Below are 15,580 nucleotides of genomic sequence, written 5' to 3'. Positions count from 1 at the left end.
CCGGCAGGCGGTCTCCCGCGAGCGGCGTCCGCGGCGTCCACCGCGAGTATCGTCCCGGCCATGACGACGCACGACTACCTGGACTCCCTGTTCTCCCTGGAGGGTCGCACCGCCGTGGTGACCGGCGGCAGCTCAGGCATCGGCCGGGCCATCGCCGAGGCCCTCGCGCAGGCCGGGGCACGCACCGTGCTCCTGGCCCGCGGCCCCGACCGGCTGGACGAGGTCGCCGCCGGCCTGCGCGACCGGGGCTGCGCCGTGGAGACCGTCGTCGCCGACCTCTCCAGCCGCGACGGCATCCGCGCCGCCGCCGAGGGGATCGTCGCGGCCGCCGGCGAGCCCGACATCCTCGTCAACAGCGCGGGCATCAACCTCCGCCCCCACCTCGGCCAGGTCGACCAGGAGACCTGGGAGGTCACCATGACCGTCAACCTGGAGGCGCCGTTCATGCTCGGCCAGCGGTTCGCCCCCGGCATGGCTGCCCGCGGCTTCGGCCGGCTCATCCACATCTCCTCGCAGCAGGCCCACCGGTCGTTCGTCGACAGCGGCGTCTACGGCGTCTCCAAGGGCGCCCTCGAGTCGCTCGCCCGCTCCCAGTCCGAGGCCTGGTCCGCGCGCGGCGTCACCGCCAACACCCTCGTGCCCGGGTTCGTCCTCACGCCCCTCAACCAGCACCTGCAGGACGACGCCGAGAAGGTCACGGCGCTCGCCGCCCGCACCACCGTGGGCCGCAACGGTGTGCCCGAGGACTTCGCGGGCGCCGCCGTCTTCCTCGCCAGCGCCGCCTCGGGCTACGTCACGGGCCACTCGCTGTTCGTGGACGGCGGCTTCTCGGTCCACTGAGGCGGTGCCACGGGTCTCCCTGGGCGCACGGCGGCCGACGGCGTCGCTCGTCCGGGGTAAGTCTTACGCAGCCGAAGGGGTAACGGAGAGGTAGCAGTGCTACCTGCTCGTTACCTTCCCCGCTGCGGAGGCTTTTCCCGGAGGCGTGCCTGCTCCACCGCGACGGCGGCCGTCGTGGAAGGTGCGTCGGCTGACTTCGCGCGCATCTGCCGAGTGCTGGGACGATCGTGCGGCGGGATCGCCGTGCCGCAGTAGGCTCGCGCGGTGAACGTCGACTTCCCGGGCCTGGGCACTCTTGTCAACGTCGGGACGATCGTCGTCGGGTCGCTGCTCGGCATGGCGGTCGGGCACCGGCTGCCGCAGCGCACCCACGCGGTCGTGACCGACATCCTCGGCCTCGTGACCCTCCTGGTCGCGGCGCTGTCGGCGGTCGCGGTCACCGACGCGGCGTTCGTCTCCGCCACCGGCTCGGGCGCGCCCGTGCTGATCGTGCTCGGCTCCCTGCTGATCGGCGGCATCGCCGGCTCGCTGCTGCGGATCGAGGATCGTCTGGAAGGGCTGGCCGGCAGGATCCAGGGCTGGCTGGCGCGGCGCTCCGACGTGCCGCGATCCGACGTGCCGCGCTCCGGCGGCCGGCGCACCGCGCGTCGTCCCGTGGTGATCGACGCGTCCGAGACCGGTCAGGACCCCGCGGCGCGCGAGCGGTTCATCGAGGGGTGGCTCACCGCGTCGCTGCTGTTCTGCGTCGGGCCGCTCGCGATCCTCGGGTCGCTCTCGGACGGTCTGGGCCGCGGCATCGACCAGCTCCTGCTCAAGTCGGTGCTCGACGGCTTCGCGGCGCTGGCGTTCGCGTCGTCGTTCGGCGTCGGGGTGCTGCTCTCCGCCGTGTCGGTCGGCGTGGTCCAGGGTCTGGTCACGCTGGCCGGGGTGCTGCTCGGGTCCGTGCTGCCGGACGCGCACATCGCCGCGCTCACGGCCACGGGCGGCCTCATGCTCGTGGGCATCGGCCTGCGGCTGCTGCACCTCAAGCAGATCCCGGTCGGCGACCTGCTGCCCGCCCTCGTGGTGGCGCCCCTGCTCACGCAGCTCGTGATCATGCTGCGCTGAGTCCCGCTGAGTCCCGGGGCTGGATCACCGAGCGTCCCGAGAGCACGGGGCGGTCGTCGTCAGCCCCGCACCGGCACCGGCAGCCGCACCTGACGGCCCGTCTCGTCCTGCCCGTCGAGCTGCCGCGCCAGCAGGTCCATCGCGGTGCGGCCCAGCTCCTCGCCGTCCACGTCGATGGCGGGCGTGTGCTCCAGGCCGAGCGCCTCGATCACCGTGGGCTCCGTGCTCACCACCAGGTCGCGCGGCACCTCGACGCCGCGCGTGCCCAGCGCCAGCAGCAGCCCCAGCCCGATGGACGTCGCGTACGGCACGACGGCGGTCGCCCCCGTCCCGACCACGGCCGGCGTCACCTCGACCCCCGCGACGAACGTCGCCGGCCTCGGGCCGAGCACGGTGAGCTCCGCACCGGCCCGCTGGGCGGCGTCGCGCACGGCGGCGGTGCGCTGTCGGTCCTGCCAGGACCCCTCGGGGCCGCCCACGTAGACGATGCGCCGGTGTCCCTCGGCAGCGAGCCGGGTGGTCAGGGCGCCGAACGCCGTGGCGGTGTCGGCCACGACCGACGTCATCCCGTCGATCTCACGGTCCACGAGGACGGCGGGCTTGGTCGCGCCGATCCCCGCCACGAGCGTGTCGGTGCCGCGCGGCGCGACGACGAGGAACCCGTCGACCTGCCGGGACAGCCGCTCGACGGCGTCCGCGGAGTCCAGGGCGTGCACGGCCACGGTGAGCTGGAGGCCCGCCTCCTCGGCGCGCGCCTGGGCGCCCGCGATGATCGGGGTGAAGAAGGTGTTGTCCAGGGTGGGGACGACGATGGCGATGATGCCGGTGCGCCCGCGCGCGAGCTCGCGCGCCGCGCGGTTGGGCACGTAGCCGAGCCGGGCGGCCGCGGCCACCACGCGCACCGCCGTCTCGGGGGCCACCAGGCCGCTCCCGTTCAGCGCGCGCGACGCCGTCGCCTTGGAGACGCCGGCCACCGCGGCGACGTCGGACAGATCAGGCACCGTACCTCCTTGGTCGTTGCGCACACTCTAGACGGCCGATGCAACCGTTTCCGTCCACCCTGCCCCTGTGCGTAACAGGAAGTTAACGCTGGATTGCTGAAGCGCGGCCGCACATGCCTTAGGGTCCGATGGAACCGGTTCCATCAACGAAAGACGGCTCGTGCGAGCACGTTCCACACTTCTGCTGCTCCTGCCGGGGCTGGCGTTCCTGCTCGTCGGCTTCCTGCTGCCGGCGGTCGCGATGCTGTTCGCCCCGCCCGGCGTGACGTTCGCCCAGGTGATCGAGCGCATGGGCGCCATGCTCACCGACCCCTACGACCTCGGGATCATCTGGCGCACCGTGCGCATCGGCCTGATCGTCACCGCCCTGTGCGTGGTGCTCGGGTTCCCGATCGCCTCGCTGCTGGCCCGGTCGCAGTCCCGCTGGGCGGGCGTGCTCCTCGCGCTGGCGATCTTCCCGCTGCTCCTGAGCAACGTGGTGCGCACGTTCGGCTGGCTGGTGGTGCTCGGCTCCAACGGCGTCATCGGGCAGCTGCTGACCGGCCTGGGCCTCGTCGAGGAGGCGCCCCAGCTCCTGTACACGGAGCTGGCGATCGTGCTGGGCCTGGTCCAGCTCTTCCTGCCGCTCGCCGTCATCACCTGCTACTCCGCCGTCGCGCAGGTCGATCCCGGCCTCGACGAGGCGGCCCGGGGCCTGGGCGCCAGCCGCACCCGCTCCTTCTGGACCATCCTGGTGCCGCTCTCGCTGCCCGGGGTCGTGGTCGCGGCCACGCTCGTCTTCGCGGGCTCCGTCACCGCATACACCACCCCGTACCTGCTCGGCGGCTCGAGCCAGCGCATGCTCTCGACCCAGCTCTTCTCCTACGCGAGCGTCACGGTCGACTGGGCGGCGGCGTCCGCCACCGCGATCGTCATGACGGTGCTGGTCTTCCTGGTCTCCGGGATCTCTGCGCTGGTCGGCCGGAAGGGAGCCACCTCATGAGCCGGACCACCGGGCTGCGCCACCCCGTGGCCGGCACGCTCGCCGTGGCGGGTTACGTGATCATGATCGTGCCCATCCTGTTCGTCGTGGCCACGGCGTTCACCGCCGGCAGCACGCTGCGCTTCCCGCCCGACGGGCTGTCGCTGAAGTGGTTCGGCGAGGCCGTGGCGTACTCGCCGTTCACGGAGGCCGTGGTCTCCAGCCTGGAGCTCGCGGTGCTGTCCACCGCGCTGGCCTTGGTGCTCGGCGTGCCGGTCACCCTCGCGATCCACCGCGGCCGCATCCCCGGCAAGGGGCTGCTGGAGGGCCTGTTCCTGTCGCCGCTCGTGGTGCCGGAGCTGGTCGTGGGCCTCGCGCTGTACCAGCAGCTCATGATCGGCCTGCACCTGGACAACTTCACCACCCTGCTGCTGGGCCACACCGCACTGCTGCTGCCGTACGCGGTCCGCGTCACCGGGGCGTCCCTGGCACTGGCGGACCCGGCCCTGGAGGAGGCTGCGCGCGGCCTCGGCGCCTCGCCGCTGCGGGCGTTCGTCACCGTGACGCTGCCGATGCTGCGCCCGGGCCTCATCTCGGCGGGCCTGCTGGGCTTCGTCACCTCGTTCAACAACGTGCCGCTGTCGCTGCTGCTGCAGACCCGCGACTTCCGGACGCTGCCCGTCACGATGCTGGACTACGTCCAGCAGAGCTACGACCCGATGGTCGCCGCCGCGTCCACGCTCGTGCTGGCTGCGACCGTCGTGGTGGCCGTCGTCGCCGAGCGCACGGTCGGCTTCGCCAAGATCTTCGGAGGAATCAACCGATGACCACCCCCGCCGCCGAGCTCGTCGGCGTCTCCCAGCGGTTCGGCAGCTTCACCGCCGTCGACTCGATCGACCTGCGCGTCCCGCGCGGCCGCCTGACCACGTTGCTGGGCCCCAGCGGCTGCGGCAAGACGACGACGCTGCGCATGCTCGCCGGGTACGCCTCGCCGACGTCGGGCCGCATCCTGATCGACGGCCAGGACGCGACCCGCACCCCGCCGGAGAAGCGCGACCTCGGCATGGTCTTCCAGTCCTACGCGCTGTTCCCGCACCTGACGGTCGCCGACAACGTGGCCTACGGCCTGACGATGCGCAAGGTGCCCGCGGCCGAGCGGCGGCGCCGGGCGGGGGAGGCCCTGGAGCTCGTGGGCCTGGGGCACCTGGGGGACCGCAAGCCCAAACAGCTCTCGGGCGGCCAGCAGCAGCGGGTCGCGCTGGCCCGCGCCATCGCCATCCGGCCCCGCCTGCTGCTCCTGGACGAGCCGCTGTCCAACCTGGACGCGCGGCTGCGCGTGCAGATGCGCGCCGAGATCCGCCGCATCCAGTCGGAGACCGGGCTGACCGTCGTGCTCGTGACGCACGACCAGGACGAGGCGCTGGAGATGTCCGACGAGATGGTGCTCATGCGCGCCGGCAAGGTCGTGCAGACCGGCGCACCCCGCGACGTCTTCCCGGCGCCGGCCGACCGGTTCGTCGCGGAGTTCCTCGGCTACGAGAACTTCCTGACGCTGGCCGACGGCCGCGAGGCCGCCGTCCGCCCCGAGCACCTGCGGATCGTCCCGGCCAGCGCGTCCCTCGACGGGGCGGACGGCGTGGTGGCCGGCGGCGCCGCCGACGGCGACGTCGTTCTCGACGCCGTCGTCGCGGACGTCGCCTACCGCGGCGTCGACCTGCTCGTGACCCTCGACGCCGCCGACCCGGCCGGCGCGCCCGTGCGCCTGCTCGCCGACCACAGAGCCGACCATCGGGCCGACCACACCGGAACCGCGACCGGGCCGGCGCCGTCGGCCGGCGACCGCGTCCGCCTGCTCGCGCCCCGCGCGCGCCTCGCCCTGCTGAACGCCGAACCCGCAACCGAAGGAATCTCATGACGCACCACCGCCCCGCCCGCCACGCCGCCGCCGCCCGCCGCGGCACGGCGCTCGCCTCCGGCCTCGCGGCCACCGCCCTGCTGGTCTCCGGCTGCTCCGCCGGGGACGACGCCGCGGCCGAGGACACGATCGTCGTCTCCACGTTCCCGTTCGGCGTGGAGGAGTTCCAGGAGGCGGTGATCGACCCGTTCACCGCGAAGACCGGGATCAAGGTCGAGGTGGAGACCGGGTCGAACGCCGACCGCCTCTCGCAGCTCCAGGTGGCGGGCGACGACTCCGGCATCGACGTCATGCTGATCTCCGACTACTACGCCGCGCTCGGCCAGGAGAGCGACCTGTTCCAGGAGGTCGACGCAGCGCAGGTGCCGTCCCTGGACGAGGTGGCCGACTTCGCGCTCGAGGACGGCTACGCCGGCCCCGCCTACAGCTACCAGCTCAACGGGACGATCTACTCGACCGAGGACCTGTCGGCCGAGGAGGCCGCCGAGTGGGACCTCTACGGCGACGAGGCGCTCGCGGGCCGCCTCGCGCTGCCGGACATCTCGGTGACGGCCGGGCAGCTCATGGTCTCGGGCGTGGGGGAGACCTACGGCGACGGGCCGTACGACATCGACACCGCGCTGGACACCCTCGGCGGCTGGGCCCCGGGGATCCTGCAGTTCTACTCGTCGTCCACCGAGGTGACGAACCTGCTGACGCAGGGCGAGATCGTCGCCGCCGACTCCCTGAGCGGCTTCGCGACCGACCTCGTCGCCTCGGGCGAGCCCTACGCGTGGACGCCGCCCGCCACGGGCCGGTACATGGCCACCAACCGCGCCATGATCCCGGCCGGCGCCCCGAACGCGGACGGCGCCCACCAGTTCATCGACTACCTGCTCTCGGCCGAGGCGCAGACGACGTCCGCCGAGCTCGTGGGCGACCTGCCCGTGAACCCCGGGGCGACCGTGCCGGACTCCATCGCGGCGGTCGTGGGCGACATCGCGGCCGACCCGGTCGCGGCCGGCTACGCGACGCTCGACCCGGCGGAGCTCGTGCCCACGCGCGGCGAGTGGGTGGACCGGTTCGCCCGTGAGGTGACGGCCGGCTGACCGGGCCGCGAACCATGACGAGCACTGACACGAACACCGACACGGGCTCCGCGGCGACCGGCACCGCGCTCGACCGCATGCCCAAGGTCGACCTGCACTGCCACCTCATCGGCACCGTCCGGGCCGGCACCTTCGCGGAGCTGGCCCGGCGCGAGGGCCTCGACCTGCCGGCCGAGCCCGAACGCATCTACGCGGACATCAACTCGCTGCCGCCGGACCCCGACCTGTACCGCGACACCCGCGTCCCGGTGCCGCAGGGGCGCGGCGCGGACGAGCCCGAGGTCTCGTACTCGCTGTTCCAGGCCTCCCGCTGGGTCACCCAGGTGCTGCGCGACGCCGACGACCTGACCCGCATCACGTACGAGGCCTTCGAGGCGGCGCACCGCACGAGCGCGACGCGCCACCTCGAGGTGTCGTTCGACGCCGTGCCCGAGCACCTCGCCTCCCTGGGATACCTCGGCTGCGTCGAGGCGTACGCCGAGGGGATCCGGCTGGCGGAGCGCGACTTCGGCATGTCGGGCCGGCTGATCGCCGCGATCGACCGGTCCGGCACGGGTGAGGACGCGCTGGAGCGCGTGCGCACCGTCGTCGACCACCCGCACGAGTACGTGGCGGGCATCGGCCTGGACAACCTGGAGACGGCGGGGCCGCCCGAGCGGTTCGCGGCCGCGTACCGGCTCGCCGGCGAGGCGGGCCTGGGCCGCACGGCGCACTCGTCCGAGCACGCCCCGGTCGCGGTCAACACGATCACCTGCCTGGACGTGCTCGGCTGCGACCGCATCGACCACGGCTACTTCGTCCTCCAGGACGACGACGTCGTGGCGCGGGTGCGCGACGAGCAGGTGCCGTTCACGGTCATCTCGACGACGTCGCGCCGCTCGTGGCGGCCGTGGCGCCGGGCCTCCATCGCCGCGATGCTGGACGCGGGGCTCAACGTGATCCCGGCGTCCGACGACCCGGGAATGTTCCCCACCACGCTCGCGGGCGAGTACCGCATCCTGGCCGACGACCTCGCGGTGCCCGACGACCGGCTGCGCCAGATGGCGCTCGCCGGCGTCGAGGCCGCGTGGCTGCCGCCCGCCGAGAAGGCGGCGCTGCGCACCCGGTTCGAGAAGGAGCTCGCGGACCTGGCCTGAGCGCGTCGCCCCGACCGGGCCGGCCGGCTGGACCCCGGGGTCAGAACGGCAGCGGCCCGTTCTCGTCCTGGAGGGTCCCGGTCGGCCCGTCCGGGCCGAGGGTCGCCAGCGCCACGACCACGGCGGCCGACTCCTCGGGCGACCGGCCGATACCGAACGACGCCGTCATGTCGGTGGCGGTGGTGCCCGGCTCCAGGGCGTTGAACCGGATGCCGGGGTGCGCCTTGGCGTACTGCACGGTCAGCATGGTGGCCGCCGCCTTGGACGCCGCGTACAGCGCGATCGGCAGGGTGTACTCCGGCCGCTCGGGGTGGGTCACGGCCCAGAACGAGCCGGCGCTGCTGGAGACGGTCACCACGTGCGGGCTCTCGGAGCGGCGCAGCAGGGGGAGCGCCGCCTCGGTGACCCGCACGATCCCCACCGCGTTGGTGTCGAACGACCGCAGCGCGGTGGGGCCGTCCAGCGTCGTGTCCAGCACGCCCGCGTTGTGCACCAGGACGTCGAGCCGGCCCTCGGCCGCGTCGATGCTCGCGAGCGCGGCGGCGACCGACGCGTCATCGGTCACGTCGAGCTGGACGAACCGCGCGCCCAGCTCGGCGGCGGCCTTCTCCCCACGCCCGGCGTCGCGGGCGCCGATCCAGACGTCGTGTCCCCGCTCCAGCAGCTGCTTGGCGGTCTCGTAGCCGATGCCCTTGTTGGCCCCGGTGATCAGCGTGACGGTCATGCGTGTCCTCCCGAAATATGCGGCCCGAACGGGTCGTTGGGAACGCTATGAGCGGCGACACCGACCAGCCAGGACCCTTCGGAGACCAGGGTGTGGCGGGACCCCCTCTCCGTGAGTCGACGAACCCGCTGGGCGCGTACCTGCGGGCGCGGCGCGAGCTGGTCACGCCCCGGCAGGCGGGCCTCCCGGAGACGGGCACCCGGCGCGTGCCCGGCCTGCGCCGCGAGGAGGTCGCGCTGCTCGCCGGGATCAGCGCCGACTACTACCTGCGGCTGGAGCGCGGGCGCGACCGCAACCCGTCCGGGCAGGTGCTGGAGTCCCTGGCGCGCGTGCTCCGCCTCGACGACACCCACGTCGCGCACCTGCGCACGCTGGTGGCCGACGCCCCCGGCCAGCGCGTCCGGCAGCGCGGGCACCACCCCGGCGAGGAGGTCGTGCCCGACGGCGCGCGCAAGCTCCTGGACTCGCTGGTGCAGCCGGCGTTCGTGGAGGGGCGGTACTTCGACGTCGTGGCCTCGAACGCGCTGGCCCGCGCGGTCGACCCGCGCCTGGACGTGGGCGGCAACCAGCTCCGCGACCTGTTCCTCGACCCGGCAGCCCAGGCGCTCTACCCGGAGTGGGAGAGCGTCACGGAATGCTTCGTGGCCAGCCTGCGGCAGTCGGCGGGCACCGACACCGACGACCCACGGTTCGTCGAGCTCGTCGGGCAGCTCTCCGCCAGCGCGCGGTTCCGCGAGCTCTGGGCGCGGCACGAGGTCCGCGGGCAGCGCGGCACCCCGCTGCGCATCGACCACCCGCAGGTCGGGGAGCTGACCGTCAACAGGGAACGGCTCAGTATCGGCGGCGCCGAGCACCTGATGCTCGTCGTCTACCACCCGGACACCGGGTCCGCCGACGCCGACAAGCTCGCCCGCCTGGCCCTGGCCGGCGCCCCGGCATAAATCCCGTGGCCGACGGCATCCCGGTCGCCTAGCGTGGCGGCATGTCACCCGTGCGCGCCACCATCGCCGACCGCGCCGCCGCGCCGGCCGTCCTGACGCACCCCACGGCGGGCGGCCTCACCTGGCGTCCCTGGACACGGGCGGACGTGCCCGCGCTCGCGACGCTCGTGCGCGCCGTCCAGGAGGCCGACGGCCGCGACTGGTTCACGCCCGCCGACGAGATCGCCGAGACCTTCGACGCCCCCGCGTACGACCCCGCGGACACGCTGCTGGGTCTCGACGCCGACGGCACGCCCGTCGCCTACGCCCACGCCGAGCGGTTCCCCACCGAGGGCGCCACCATCCTGCGGGCCTGGCTCCTCGGTGGCGTGCACCCGAGCCGCCGCGGCGAGGGGATCGGCACCGAGCTGCTCGCCTGGGCCACGGCCCGCGCCCGGCAGACGCTCGCGGCCCACGACGGCGACCCCCGGCTCGCCGGACTGCCCGCGCGGATCGCCGTCGACCTCGTGGACGGCGACCCGGCCGAGCGGCGCGACCTGCTGCGCGCGGGCGGCTTCGAGCCCGTGCGCTACTACGCCAACCTGCTGCGCGACCTGTCCGTGCCCGTCCCCGCGATCGGCCTCGAACCCCCGCTGCGGCTGGTGCCGTGGACCGACGCCCTGGAGGACGCCGCGCGGCTGGCCCGCAACGACGCGTTCCGCGACCACTGGGGCAGCCAACCGCGCACCCCCGAGTCCTGGCGGGCGCACCGCAGCGCGTTCGCGCCCCACTGGTCGTTCCTCGTGGTCGACGAGTCGGTGCGCTACCCCGGCTCCGAGCACGAGCAGCCCGGCGACACGACCGTCGCGCCCGGCACCCCGTACGTCGTGGGGCTGCACCGGGCCGCGCGGCACGAGCACGACTGGGCGACACAGGGCTACACCGCCGGCTACACCGAGCTGCTGGGCGTGCGCCGCGCCTACCGCGGACGCCGCATCGCCGCCGCGCTCCTGACCCACGCCCTGCGCGTCTACGCCGACGACGGCATGCAGCACGCCGAGCTCGACGTCGACACCGACAACCCGACCGGTGCCCCCGCCCTCTACGCCCGGCTGGGCTACGCCAAGAGCGACGGCTCCACGCTGTACGCCATCGAGCTGTGAACTCGCGTCGCACCACCCCGACCTGACCCCCGAAGGAAGCACCATGAGCACCGAGACCGACGACCCGGCCGCGACCGGCCTCGCCCCCATCGCCGAGCGCGCCGCCGCCCCGGAGACCGTGACCCTGCCCACCGCGGGCAACCTCACCTGGCGCCCCGCCACCCGCGAGGACGTGCCCGTGTGGCTCGCCCTGCGCAACCTCATCGCCCGCGCCGACGCCGAGCCGTACGTCGAGACCGCCGAGGAGATCGAGGAGATCTTCGACGGCACCTGGCGCGACATGACCCGCGACTCCCTGCTCGGCTTCGACGCCGACGGCGCCCTCGTGGCCTGGGGCTACGTCGCCAGCCCGCCCGGCGACGTCACCGAGGTGCGCGCCTTCACCTGGGGCGGCGTGCACCCCGACCGCCGCGGCGAGGGCATCGGCCGCGAGGTCCTGGCCTGGGCGATCGGCCGCGCCCGGCAGCTCCTCGCGGCGTCGGGCAAGGACGTGCCCGCCCGCATCGCCGTGTTCGCCGAGGACAACGGGCCCGCGAGCAAGCAGCGCCTGTACGAGCGGGCCGGCATGTCGGTGCGCCGCTACTACTCCGACCTCGCGCGCCCCCTGACCGGCCCCGACGCCGCGCCCCTGCCCGAGGTGGCCCTGACCGGGTCGCTGCGCCTCGCCCCGTGGTCCGACGCGCTCGACGACGCCACCCGTCTGGCCCACAACGACGCCTTCCGCGACCACTGGGGCAGCCAGCCGCAGACCCGCGAGCAGTGGGCCGAACGCGCCGGCTTCGCACCGCAGTGGTCGTTCGTCGTGGTCGACGACGCCCCCGACGTCGACGCGCTCCTCGCCTCGCCCGACACCGAGCCCGAGACCGCCGCCGCCCTCCGGGCGGGCGAGCCGCTCGTCGTCGGCTACTCTCTCGCCGGCCACTACCCCGAGGACTTCGCCGTGCGCGGGTACTCCTTCGGGTACATCGACATCCTCGGCGCACGCCGCGCCTACCGGGGCCGCAAGGCCGCGCTCGCGGCGCTCGCGGCGAGCATGCGGGCGTTCGCCGCCGACGGTATGGAGTACGCCGCGCTCGACGTCGACACGGCCAACCCGAGCGGCGCCCACGGCCTGTACGCGAGCCTGGGCTACGTCAAGACGACGGGCTCGCGGATGCTGTCGATCGAGCTCTGAGCTACCGGGCCAGGCGCTGGCGGCGGGCCTCGTAGAGCACCACCGTGGCCGCGTTGGCGGCGTTGAGCGAGCTCGCGGAGCCCGTCATCGGGATGCTCAGGGTCACGTCCGCGGCGTCCCGCCACGACTGGGGCAGGCCCGTGGTCTCGTTGCCGACCAGCAGCAGGACGGGCTGGGTCAGGTCGTAGGCGGAGACGTCGGCGTCGCCGTGCTCGTCCGTGGCCACGACGACCACGGGCAGCCCGGCGGCCCGGCGCGCCGTCACCCAGTCCATGACCTCCGCCGTGGAGGGGGAGCGCACCACCGGCATCGCGAAGAACGACCCCGTGCTCGCACGCACGGACTTGGGGTCGTAGGCGTCGGCGGCGTGCCCCGTGGTGATCACGCCGTGGGCGCCGAACGCGTCGGCCGACCGCACGACGGCGCCGATGTTGCCCGGCTGCGCGGGCCGGTCGAACACCACCCCGAGGAAGTCGGGACCGGCCTCGATACGGCTCAGGTCGTCGGGCCGCATCGCGATGACCGCGAGCAGCTCGGGGTCCTCCTTCTCCGCGAGCTCCGCCAGCAGGTCGGGCGCCATCTTCACGTGCTCGGTGTGCGGGTGCGCCGCGAGCAGGTCCCGGGCCCACTGCGAGAGCCGGCGCTCGGCGTCGTACAGCAGGGTGCGGACCTCCCAGCCGTGCTCGACGGCCATCGTGATCGGCCGCACGCCCTGCACCAGGAACTCGCCCGCGCGGTGCCGCTTGTTGCGGTTCGTCACGAGGGTCGTCAGCTGCTGGAAGCGTGCGTTGCGCTGGGAGATCCGGGTAGCCACGGCCCCATCCAATCAGCCCTCGGCTTCACGGGCCCCATCCGGTCACCGCGCCAGCAGCTTCTCCATCGCGGACCGGGCGCGCGGCGAGGCGAACAGGTCCGCCGACGAGGCGACGACGTCGTCCACCTGCGCGTCGAAGCGGTCCAGCGTGTCCGCGTTGAGCAGCTCCTTGGTCGCGGCCAGGCCCTGCGGGTCGGCCGCCGCGAGGCCCGCGAGGACGGCGTCGACCTCCGTGTCGAGGTCCGCGGCCGGCACCGCGGTGGTCACCAGACCCCAGGCGGCGGCCTCGGCCGCGGTGAACGGCGCCCCGGTGAGAAAGGTGCGCGACGCCGCGCGCGACGTCATCCGCGGCAGGACGGCGAGCGAGATGACGGCGGGCGCGAGCGCCAGGCGGGCCTCGGTGAAGGCGTAGGTGATGTGGTCGGCGCTGACCGCGACGTCGCACGCGGCGACCAGCCCGATCCCGCCCGCCCGCACCGGCCCGTGCACGCGCGCCACCACCGGCTTGGGCAGCGCGAGCAGGTCGCGCAGCACGTCGGCGAGCCGGCGCGCGGAGACGGTCATGCCCTCGGCCAGGGCCTCGGTGAGGTCCGCGCCGGAGCAGAACGCGGGGCCGCTGGCCGCGAGCACCACGGCGTGCACGTCGTCGTGCGCGGCGCGGTCCAGGGCGGCGCGCAGCTCGTCGAGCAGGGCGTGGGACAGGGCGTTGCGCCGCCGGGGCGCGTCGAGCGTGATCCGGGCGTACGGCACGGGCGGCGCGTCGGGTGCGGCGTCGGGTGCTGCGTCGGGTCCGGCGTCAGGTCGGTCGAGCGCTACGACGTCGTACGCGACCTGGCTGAGGGTGGTCATCGAGAAGTCCTCCGGGTGGGGCCTGGCGCTGTGAGGTTAATGGTGGTTAACCTCTGTGACATGCGCAACATGCATACACCAGAGAACCCGGAGCACACCAAGCTCCGGGACGCGGTACGTGACTATGCCGACCGTGAGATCGCGCCCCACATCGCCCGATGGGACAGGGAGAGCCGCCTGCCCGTCGAGGTGGTGCACCAGATGGGTGAGCTGGGCCTGTTCGGCCTGACCGCCCCGGAGGAGTACGGGGGGTCCGACCTCGGGCTCACCGGCCTCTGCATCGCCGTCGAGGAGATCGGCCGCGTGGACCAGTCCGTCGGCATCACGCTCGGGGCCGGCGTCGGCCTCGGCGTCGGCACGCTGCTGGCCTACGGCACCGAGGAGCAGAAGAAGACCTGGCTGCCCGACCTGGTCGCCGGACGGCGGCTGGGCGCGTTCGGCCTGACCGAACCCGGCGCGGGCAGCGACGCCAACGCCATGACCACCACCGCGGAGCTGCGGGACGGCCAGTGGGTCATCAACGGCGCCAAGCAGTTCATCACCAACTCCGGCACCCCCATCACCAGCGTCTGCACCGTCGCGGCACGCACCGGCACCCGGCCGGACGGCAGTCCGGAGCTCAGCGCCGTCATCGTGCCCACCGACACCCCGGGGTACGTCGTCGAGCCCCTGCACGACAAGATGAGCTGGCGCTCCTGCGACACCCACGCGCTGCGGTTCGAGGACGTGCGCGTGCCCGAGGCCAACCTCCTGGGGGAGCGTGGCAACGGGTTCAAGCAGCTCATGATCTGCCTCAACACCGGGCGGGTCGCCGTCGCGGCGCTCGCGACCGGCTGCATCCAGGCCATGCTCGAGCTCGCGGTGGAGCACGCCGGCGTGCGCCCCACGTTCGGCGGCCCGATCGGCCGCAAGCAGGGCGTCGCGTTCCAGATCGCCGACATCGAGGTCATGCTCCAGGCCAGCCGCGCGCTCACCTTCCGGGCGGCGGCGCTGAAGGACTCGGGGGCGCCGCTCGACGAGTTCCGGCGGGCGTCCTCGGTCGCCAAGCTCTACGCCACGGAGTCCGCCGTGACGGCCACGCGCATCGCGGCGCAGGTCTTCGGCGGCTACGGCGTCATGGAGGACGGGCCGATCGCCCGCTTCTACCGGGACGCGAAGGTGCTGGAGATCGGCGAGGGCACGTCCGAGCTGCAGCGCATGCTCATCGCGCGGGGGCTGGGCCTGCCGGTGGAGTGACCTCCGCCGGTGCGAGCAGGGCGGCGCGCGCCATGCGGGTCAGGAGGGCCCGCATGGCCGCGCGGCCGATGCGTGCGCTGTGCGGCGTCGAGTTGAGCAGGCCGAACGCGGCCTGCACGGCGGCCCGGGCCTCGGTACCGCCGAGGTCGGGGCGCAGGGGGCGCAGCGCGTCGGTCCAGACGTCGATGTACGCGAGCTGGTGCTCCCGCACCTGGGCGCGGGCGTCGGCGCCCAGCGCGCCCCACTCGCGTTCCTGGATCACGATGAGGGCGGGGTTGTCGAGCGCGAAGTCGGCGTGCCGGGCGATCAGCGCGGCGAGGGCGCCGTCGGGGCCGCTCGGCGCGTGCGGTCCGGCGGGCACGCCGTCGTCGGACAGCAGCTCGCGCGCCCCGGCCAGGAGCTGGTCGGAGGCGTGCAGGAGGCACTGCCCGAGGATGTCCTCCTTGCCGGCGAAATGTTTGTAGAGGGCGGGGCCGGAGACACCGACGGCCGCGCCGATGTCTCCCATGGAGACGCCGTGGAAGCCACGGGCGGCGAACAGGTCGGCCGCCGTGCTCAGGATCTGCTGCCTGCGCGGGGTCACCGGAGCAGTCTAGGAGCGACCTGCCCGAACGAGGGGTTAACGATCATTAACCGGAAGGATAGGCTGCCG

The 15,580-nt window shown here is 73.9% G+C and carries 16 protein-coding genes; 11 read left to right on the top strand and 5 right to left on the bottom strand.

The genetic code is table 11. The annotated features are described in order from the left end of the window. The first annotated feature begins 60 nt into the window (after nt 1-60). Both ACH45N_RS19480 and ACH45N_RS19475 read left to right on the top strand, forming a co-directional pair. Complete coding sequence (locus tag ACH45N_RS19480; RefSeq protein ID WP_397396823.1) at nt 61-840, top strand: SDR family NAD(P)-dependent oxidoreductase; 780 nt, start codon at nt 61-63, stop codon at nt 838-840. Nucleotides 841-1,104: 264 nt separating this feature from the next. After that, the gene (locus ACH45N_RS19475; protein ID WP_397396821.1) at nt 1,105-1,947 is read left to right on the top strand and encodes a DUF554 domain-containing protein; all 843 of its coding nucleotides are present in this window, start codon (nt 1,105-1,107) and stop codon (nt 1,945-1,947) included. A 59-nt stretch (nt 1,948-2,006) separates the two neighbouring features. Here ACH45N_RS19475 and ACH45N_RS19470 read toward each other — a convergent pair whose 3' ends face one another. After that, nucleotides 2,007-2,948, bottom strand: a complete 942-nt coding sequence (locus ACH45N_RS19470) for a LacI family DNA-binding transcriptional regulator (RefSeq protein WP_397396819.1) — start codon at nt 2,946-2,948, stop codon at nt 2,007-2,009. A 160-nt stretch (nt 2,949-3,108) separates the two neighbouring features. On the opposite strand from ACH45N_RS19470, the gene ACH45N_RS19465 reads away from it, so the two are divergent. The 5 genes from ACH45N_RS19465 to ACH45N_RS19445 are packed head-to-tail and all read left to right on the top strand — an operon-like array spanning nt 3,109 to nt 8,048. Beyond that, complete coding sequence (locus ACH45N_RS19465; protein ID WP_397396817.1) at nt 3,109-3,930, top strand: ABC transporter permease; 822 nt, start codon at nt 3,109-3,111, stop codon at nt 3,928-3,930. Further along, nucleotides 3,927-4,736 carry an ABC transporter permease gene (locus tag ACH45N_RS19460; RefSeq protein WP_397396815.1) on the top strand — a complete coding sequence of 270 codons (810 nt, stop codon included), beginning with the start codon at nt 3,927-3,929 and terminating at the stop codon, nt 4,734-4,736. The genes ACH45N_RS19465 and ACH45N_RS19460 overlap by 4 nt, the downstream gene beginning before the upstream one ends. Then, nucleotides 4,733-5,824, top strand: a complete 1,092-nt coding sequence (locus ACH45N_RS19455) for an ABC transporter ATP-binding protein (protein WP_397396813.1) — start codon at nt 4,733-4,735, stop codon at nt 5,822-5,824. The genes ACH45N_RS19460 and ACH45N_RS19455 overlap by 4 nt, the downstream gene beginning before the upstream one ends. Then, entirely contained in the window at nt 5,821-6,912 is a 1,092-nt protein-coding gene (locus ACH45N_RS19450) for a PotD/PotF family extracellular solute-binding protein (protein ID WP_397396811.1), read from the top strand. Before ACH45N_RS19455 ends, ACH45N_RS19450 begins: the two co-directional genes overlap by 4 nt. Nucleotides 6,913-6,926: 14 nt before the next feature. After that, entirely contained in the window at nt 6,927-8,048 is a 1,122-nt protein-coding gene (locus ACH45N_RS19445) for an adenosine deaminase (protein WP_397396809.1), read from the top strand. A 40-nt stretch (nt 8,049-8,088) separates the two neighbouring features. Here the strand turns inward: ACH45N_RS19445 and ACH45N_RS19440 are convergent, their stop codons facing one another. After that, entirely contained in the window at nt 8,089-8,772 is a 684-nt protein-coding gene (locus ACH45N_RS19440) for an SDR family NAD(P)-dependent oxidoreductase (RefSeq protein ID WP_397396807.1), read from the bottom strand. A 92-nt stretch (nt 8,773-8,864) separates the two neighbouring features. Here ACH45N_RS19440 and ACH45N_RS19435 point away from each other — a divergent pair, with 92 nt between their 5' ends. The 3 genes from ACH45N_RS19435 to ACH45N_RS19425 are packed head-to-tail and all read left to right on the top strand — an operon-like array spanning nt 8,865 to nt 12,029. Then, complete coding sequence (locus ACH45N_RS19435) at nt 8,865-9,713, top strand: helix-turn-helix transcriptional regulator (protein ID WP_397396805.1); 849 nt, start codon at nt 8,865-8,867, stop codon at nt 9,711-9,713. Between the two features lie 41 nt (nt 9,714-9,754). Further along, nucleotides 9,755-10,855 carry a GNAT family N-acetyltransferase gene (locus ACH45N_RS19430; RefSeq protein WP_397396803.1) on the top strand — a complete coding sequence of 367 codons (1,101 nt, stop codon included), beginning with the start codon at nt 9,755-9,757 and terminating at the stop codon, nt 10,853-10,855. 43 nt (nt 10,856-10,898) lie between these two features. Then, nucleotides 10,899-12,029 carry a GNAT family N-acetyltransferase gene (locus tag ACH45N_RS19425; RefSeq protein WP_397396801.1) on the top strand — a complete coding sequence of 377 codons (1,131 nt, stop codon included), beginning with the start codon at nt 10,899-10,901 and terminating at the stop codon, nt 12,027-12,029. A gap of 1 nt (nt 12,030) precedes the next feature. Here the strand turns inward: ACH45N_RS19425 and ACH45N_RS19420 are convergent, their stop codons facing one another. Both ACH45N_RS19420 and ACH45N_RS19415 read right to left on the bottom strand, forming a co-directional pair. Further along, nucleotides 12,031-12,843 carry a TrmH family RNA methyltransferase gene (locus ACH45N_RS19420; RefSeq protein WP_397396799.1) on the bottom strand — a complete coding sequence of 271 codons (813 nt, stop codon included), beginning with the start codon at nt 12,841-12,843 and terminating at the stop codon, nt 12,031-12,033. A 42-nt stretch (nt 12,844-12,885) separates the two neighbouring features. Beyond that, a complete protein-coding gene (locus ACH45N_RS19415) occupies nt 12,886-13,692 on the bottom strand; it encodes an enoyl-CoA hydratase-related protein (RefSeq protein ID WP_397396797.1) in 807 nt (268 codons plus the stop codon). 60 nt (nt 13,693-13,752) lie between these two features. Between ACH45N_RS19415 and ACH45N_RS19410 the strand changes: the two genes are divergently transcribed. Further along, nucleotides 13,753-14,928, top strand: coding sequence for an acyl-CoA dehydrogenase family protein (locus tag ACH45N_RS19410; RefSeq protein ID WP_397396795.1), 1,176 nt, complete (start codon nt 13,753-13,755; stop codon nt 14,926-14,928). On the opposite strand, the gene ACH45N_RS19405 is transcribed toward ACH45N_RS19410, so the two are convergent. Beyond that, the gene (locus tag ACH45N_RS19405) at nt 14,894-15,511 is read right to left on the bottom strand and encodes a TetR family transcriptional regulator (RefSeq protein ID WP_397396793.1); all 618 of its coding nucleotides are present in this window, start codon (nt 15,509-15,511) and stop codon (nt 14,894-14,896) included. The two genes, ACH45N_RS19410 and ACH45N_RS19405, sit on opposite strands and share 35 nt — an antisense overlap. Between the last annotated feature and the right edge of the window lie 69 nt (nt 15,512-15,580).

This window comes from Promicromonospora sp. NPDC019610 (assembly GCF_044389365.1).
Lineage (GTDB): Bacteria > Actinomycetota > Actinomycetes > Actinomycetales > Cellulomonadaceae > Promicromonospora.
Note: the sequence above shows the minus strand (reverse complement) of the source record. Positions and strands in the feature narration are given on the sequence as shown.

Bases quoted from the DNA above. Each gene is read 5' to 3' on its own strand.
- ACH45N_RS19450 (WP_397396811.1), top strand. From the start codon at position 5,821: ATGACGCACCACCGCCCCGCCCGCCACGCCGCCGCCGCCCGCCGCGGC.
- ACH45N_RS19415 (WP_397396797.1), bottom strand. From the start codon at position 13,692: ATGACCACCCTCAGCCAGGTCGCGTACGACGTCGTAGCGCTCGACCGA.
- ACH45N_RS19460 (WP_397396815.1), top strand. From the start codon at position 3,927: ATGAGCCGGACCACCGGGCTGCGCCACCCCGTGGCCGGCACGCTCGCC.
- ACH45N_RS19410 (WP_397396795.1), top strand. From the start codon at position 13,753: ATGCGCAACATGCATACACCAGAGAACCCGGAGCACACCAAGCTCCGG.
- ACH45N_RS19445 (WP_397396809.1), top strand. From the start codon at position 6,927: ATGACGAGCACTGACACGAACACCGACACGGGCTCCGCGGCGACCGGC.
- ACH45N_RS19455 (WP_397396813.1), top strand. From the start codon at position 4,733: ATGACCACCCCCGCCGCCGAGCTCGTCGGCGTCTCCCAGCGGTTCGGC.
- ACH45N_RS19425 (WP_397396801.1), top strand. From the start codon at position 10,899: ATGAGCACCGAGACCGACGACCCGGCCGCGACCGGCCTCGCCCCCATC.
- ACH45N_RS19480 (WP_397396823.1), top strand. From the start codon at position 61: ATGACGACGCACGACTACCTGGACTCCCTGTTCTCCCTGGAGGGTCGC.
- ACH45N_RS19430 (WP_397396803.1), top strand. From the start codon at position 9,755: ATGTCACCCGTGCGCGCCACCATCGCCGACCGCGCCGCCGCGCCGGCC.
- ACH45N_RS19440 (WP_397396807.1), bottom strand. From the start codon at position 8,772: ATGACCGTCACGCTGATCACCGGGGCCAACAAGGGCATCGGCTACGAG.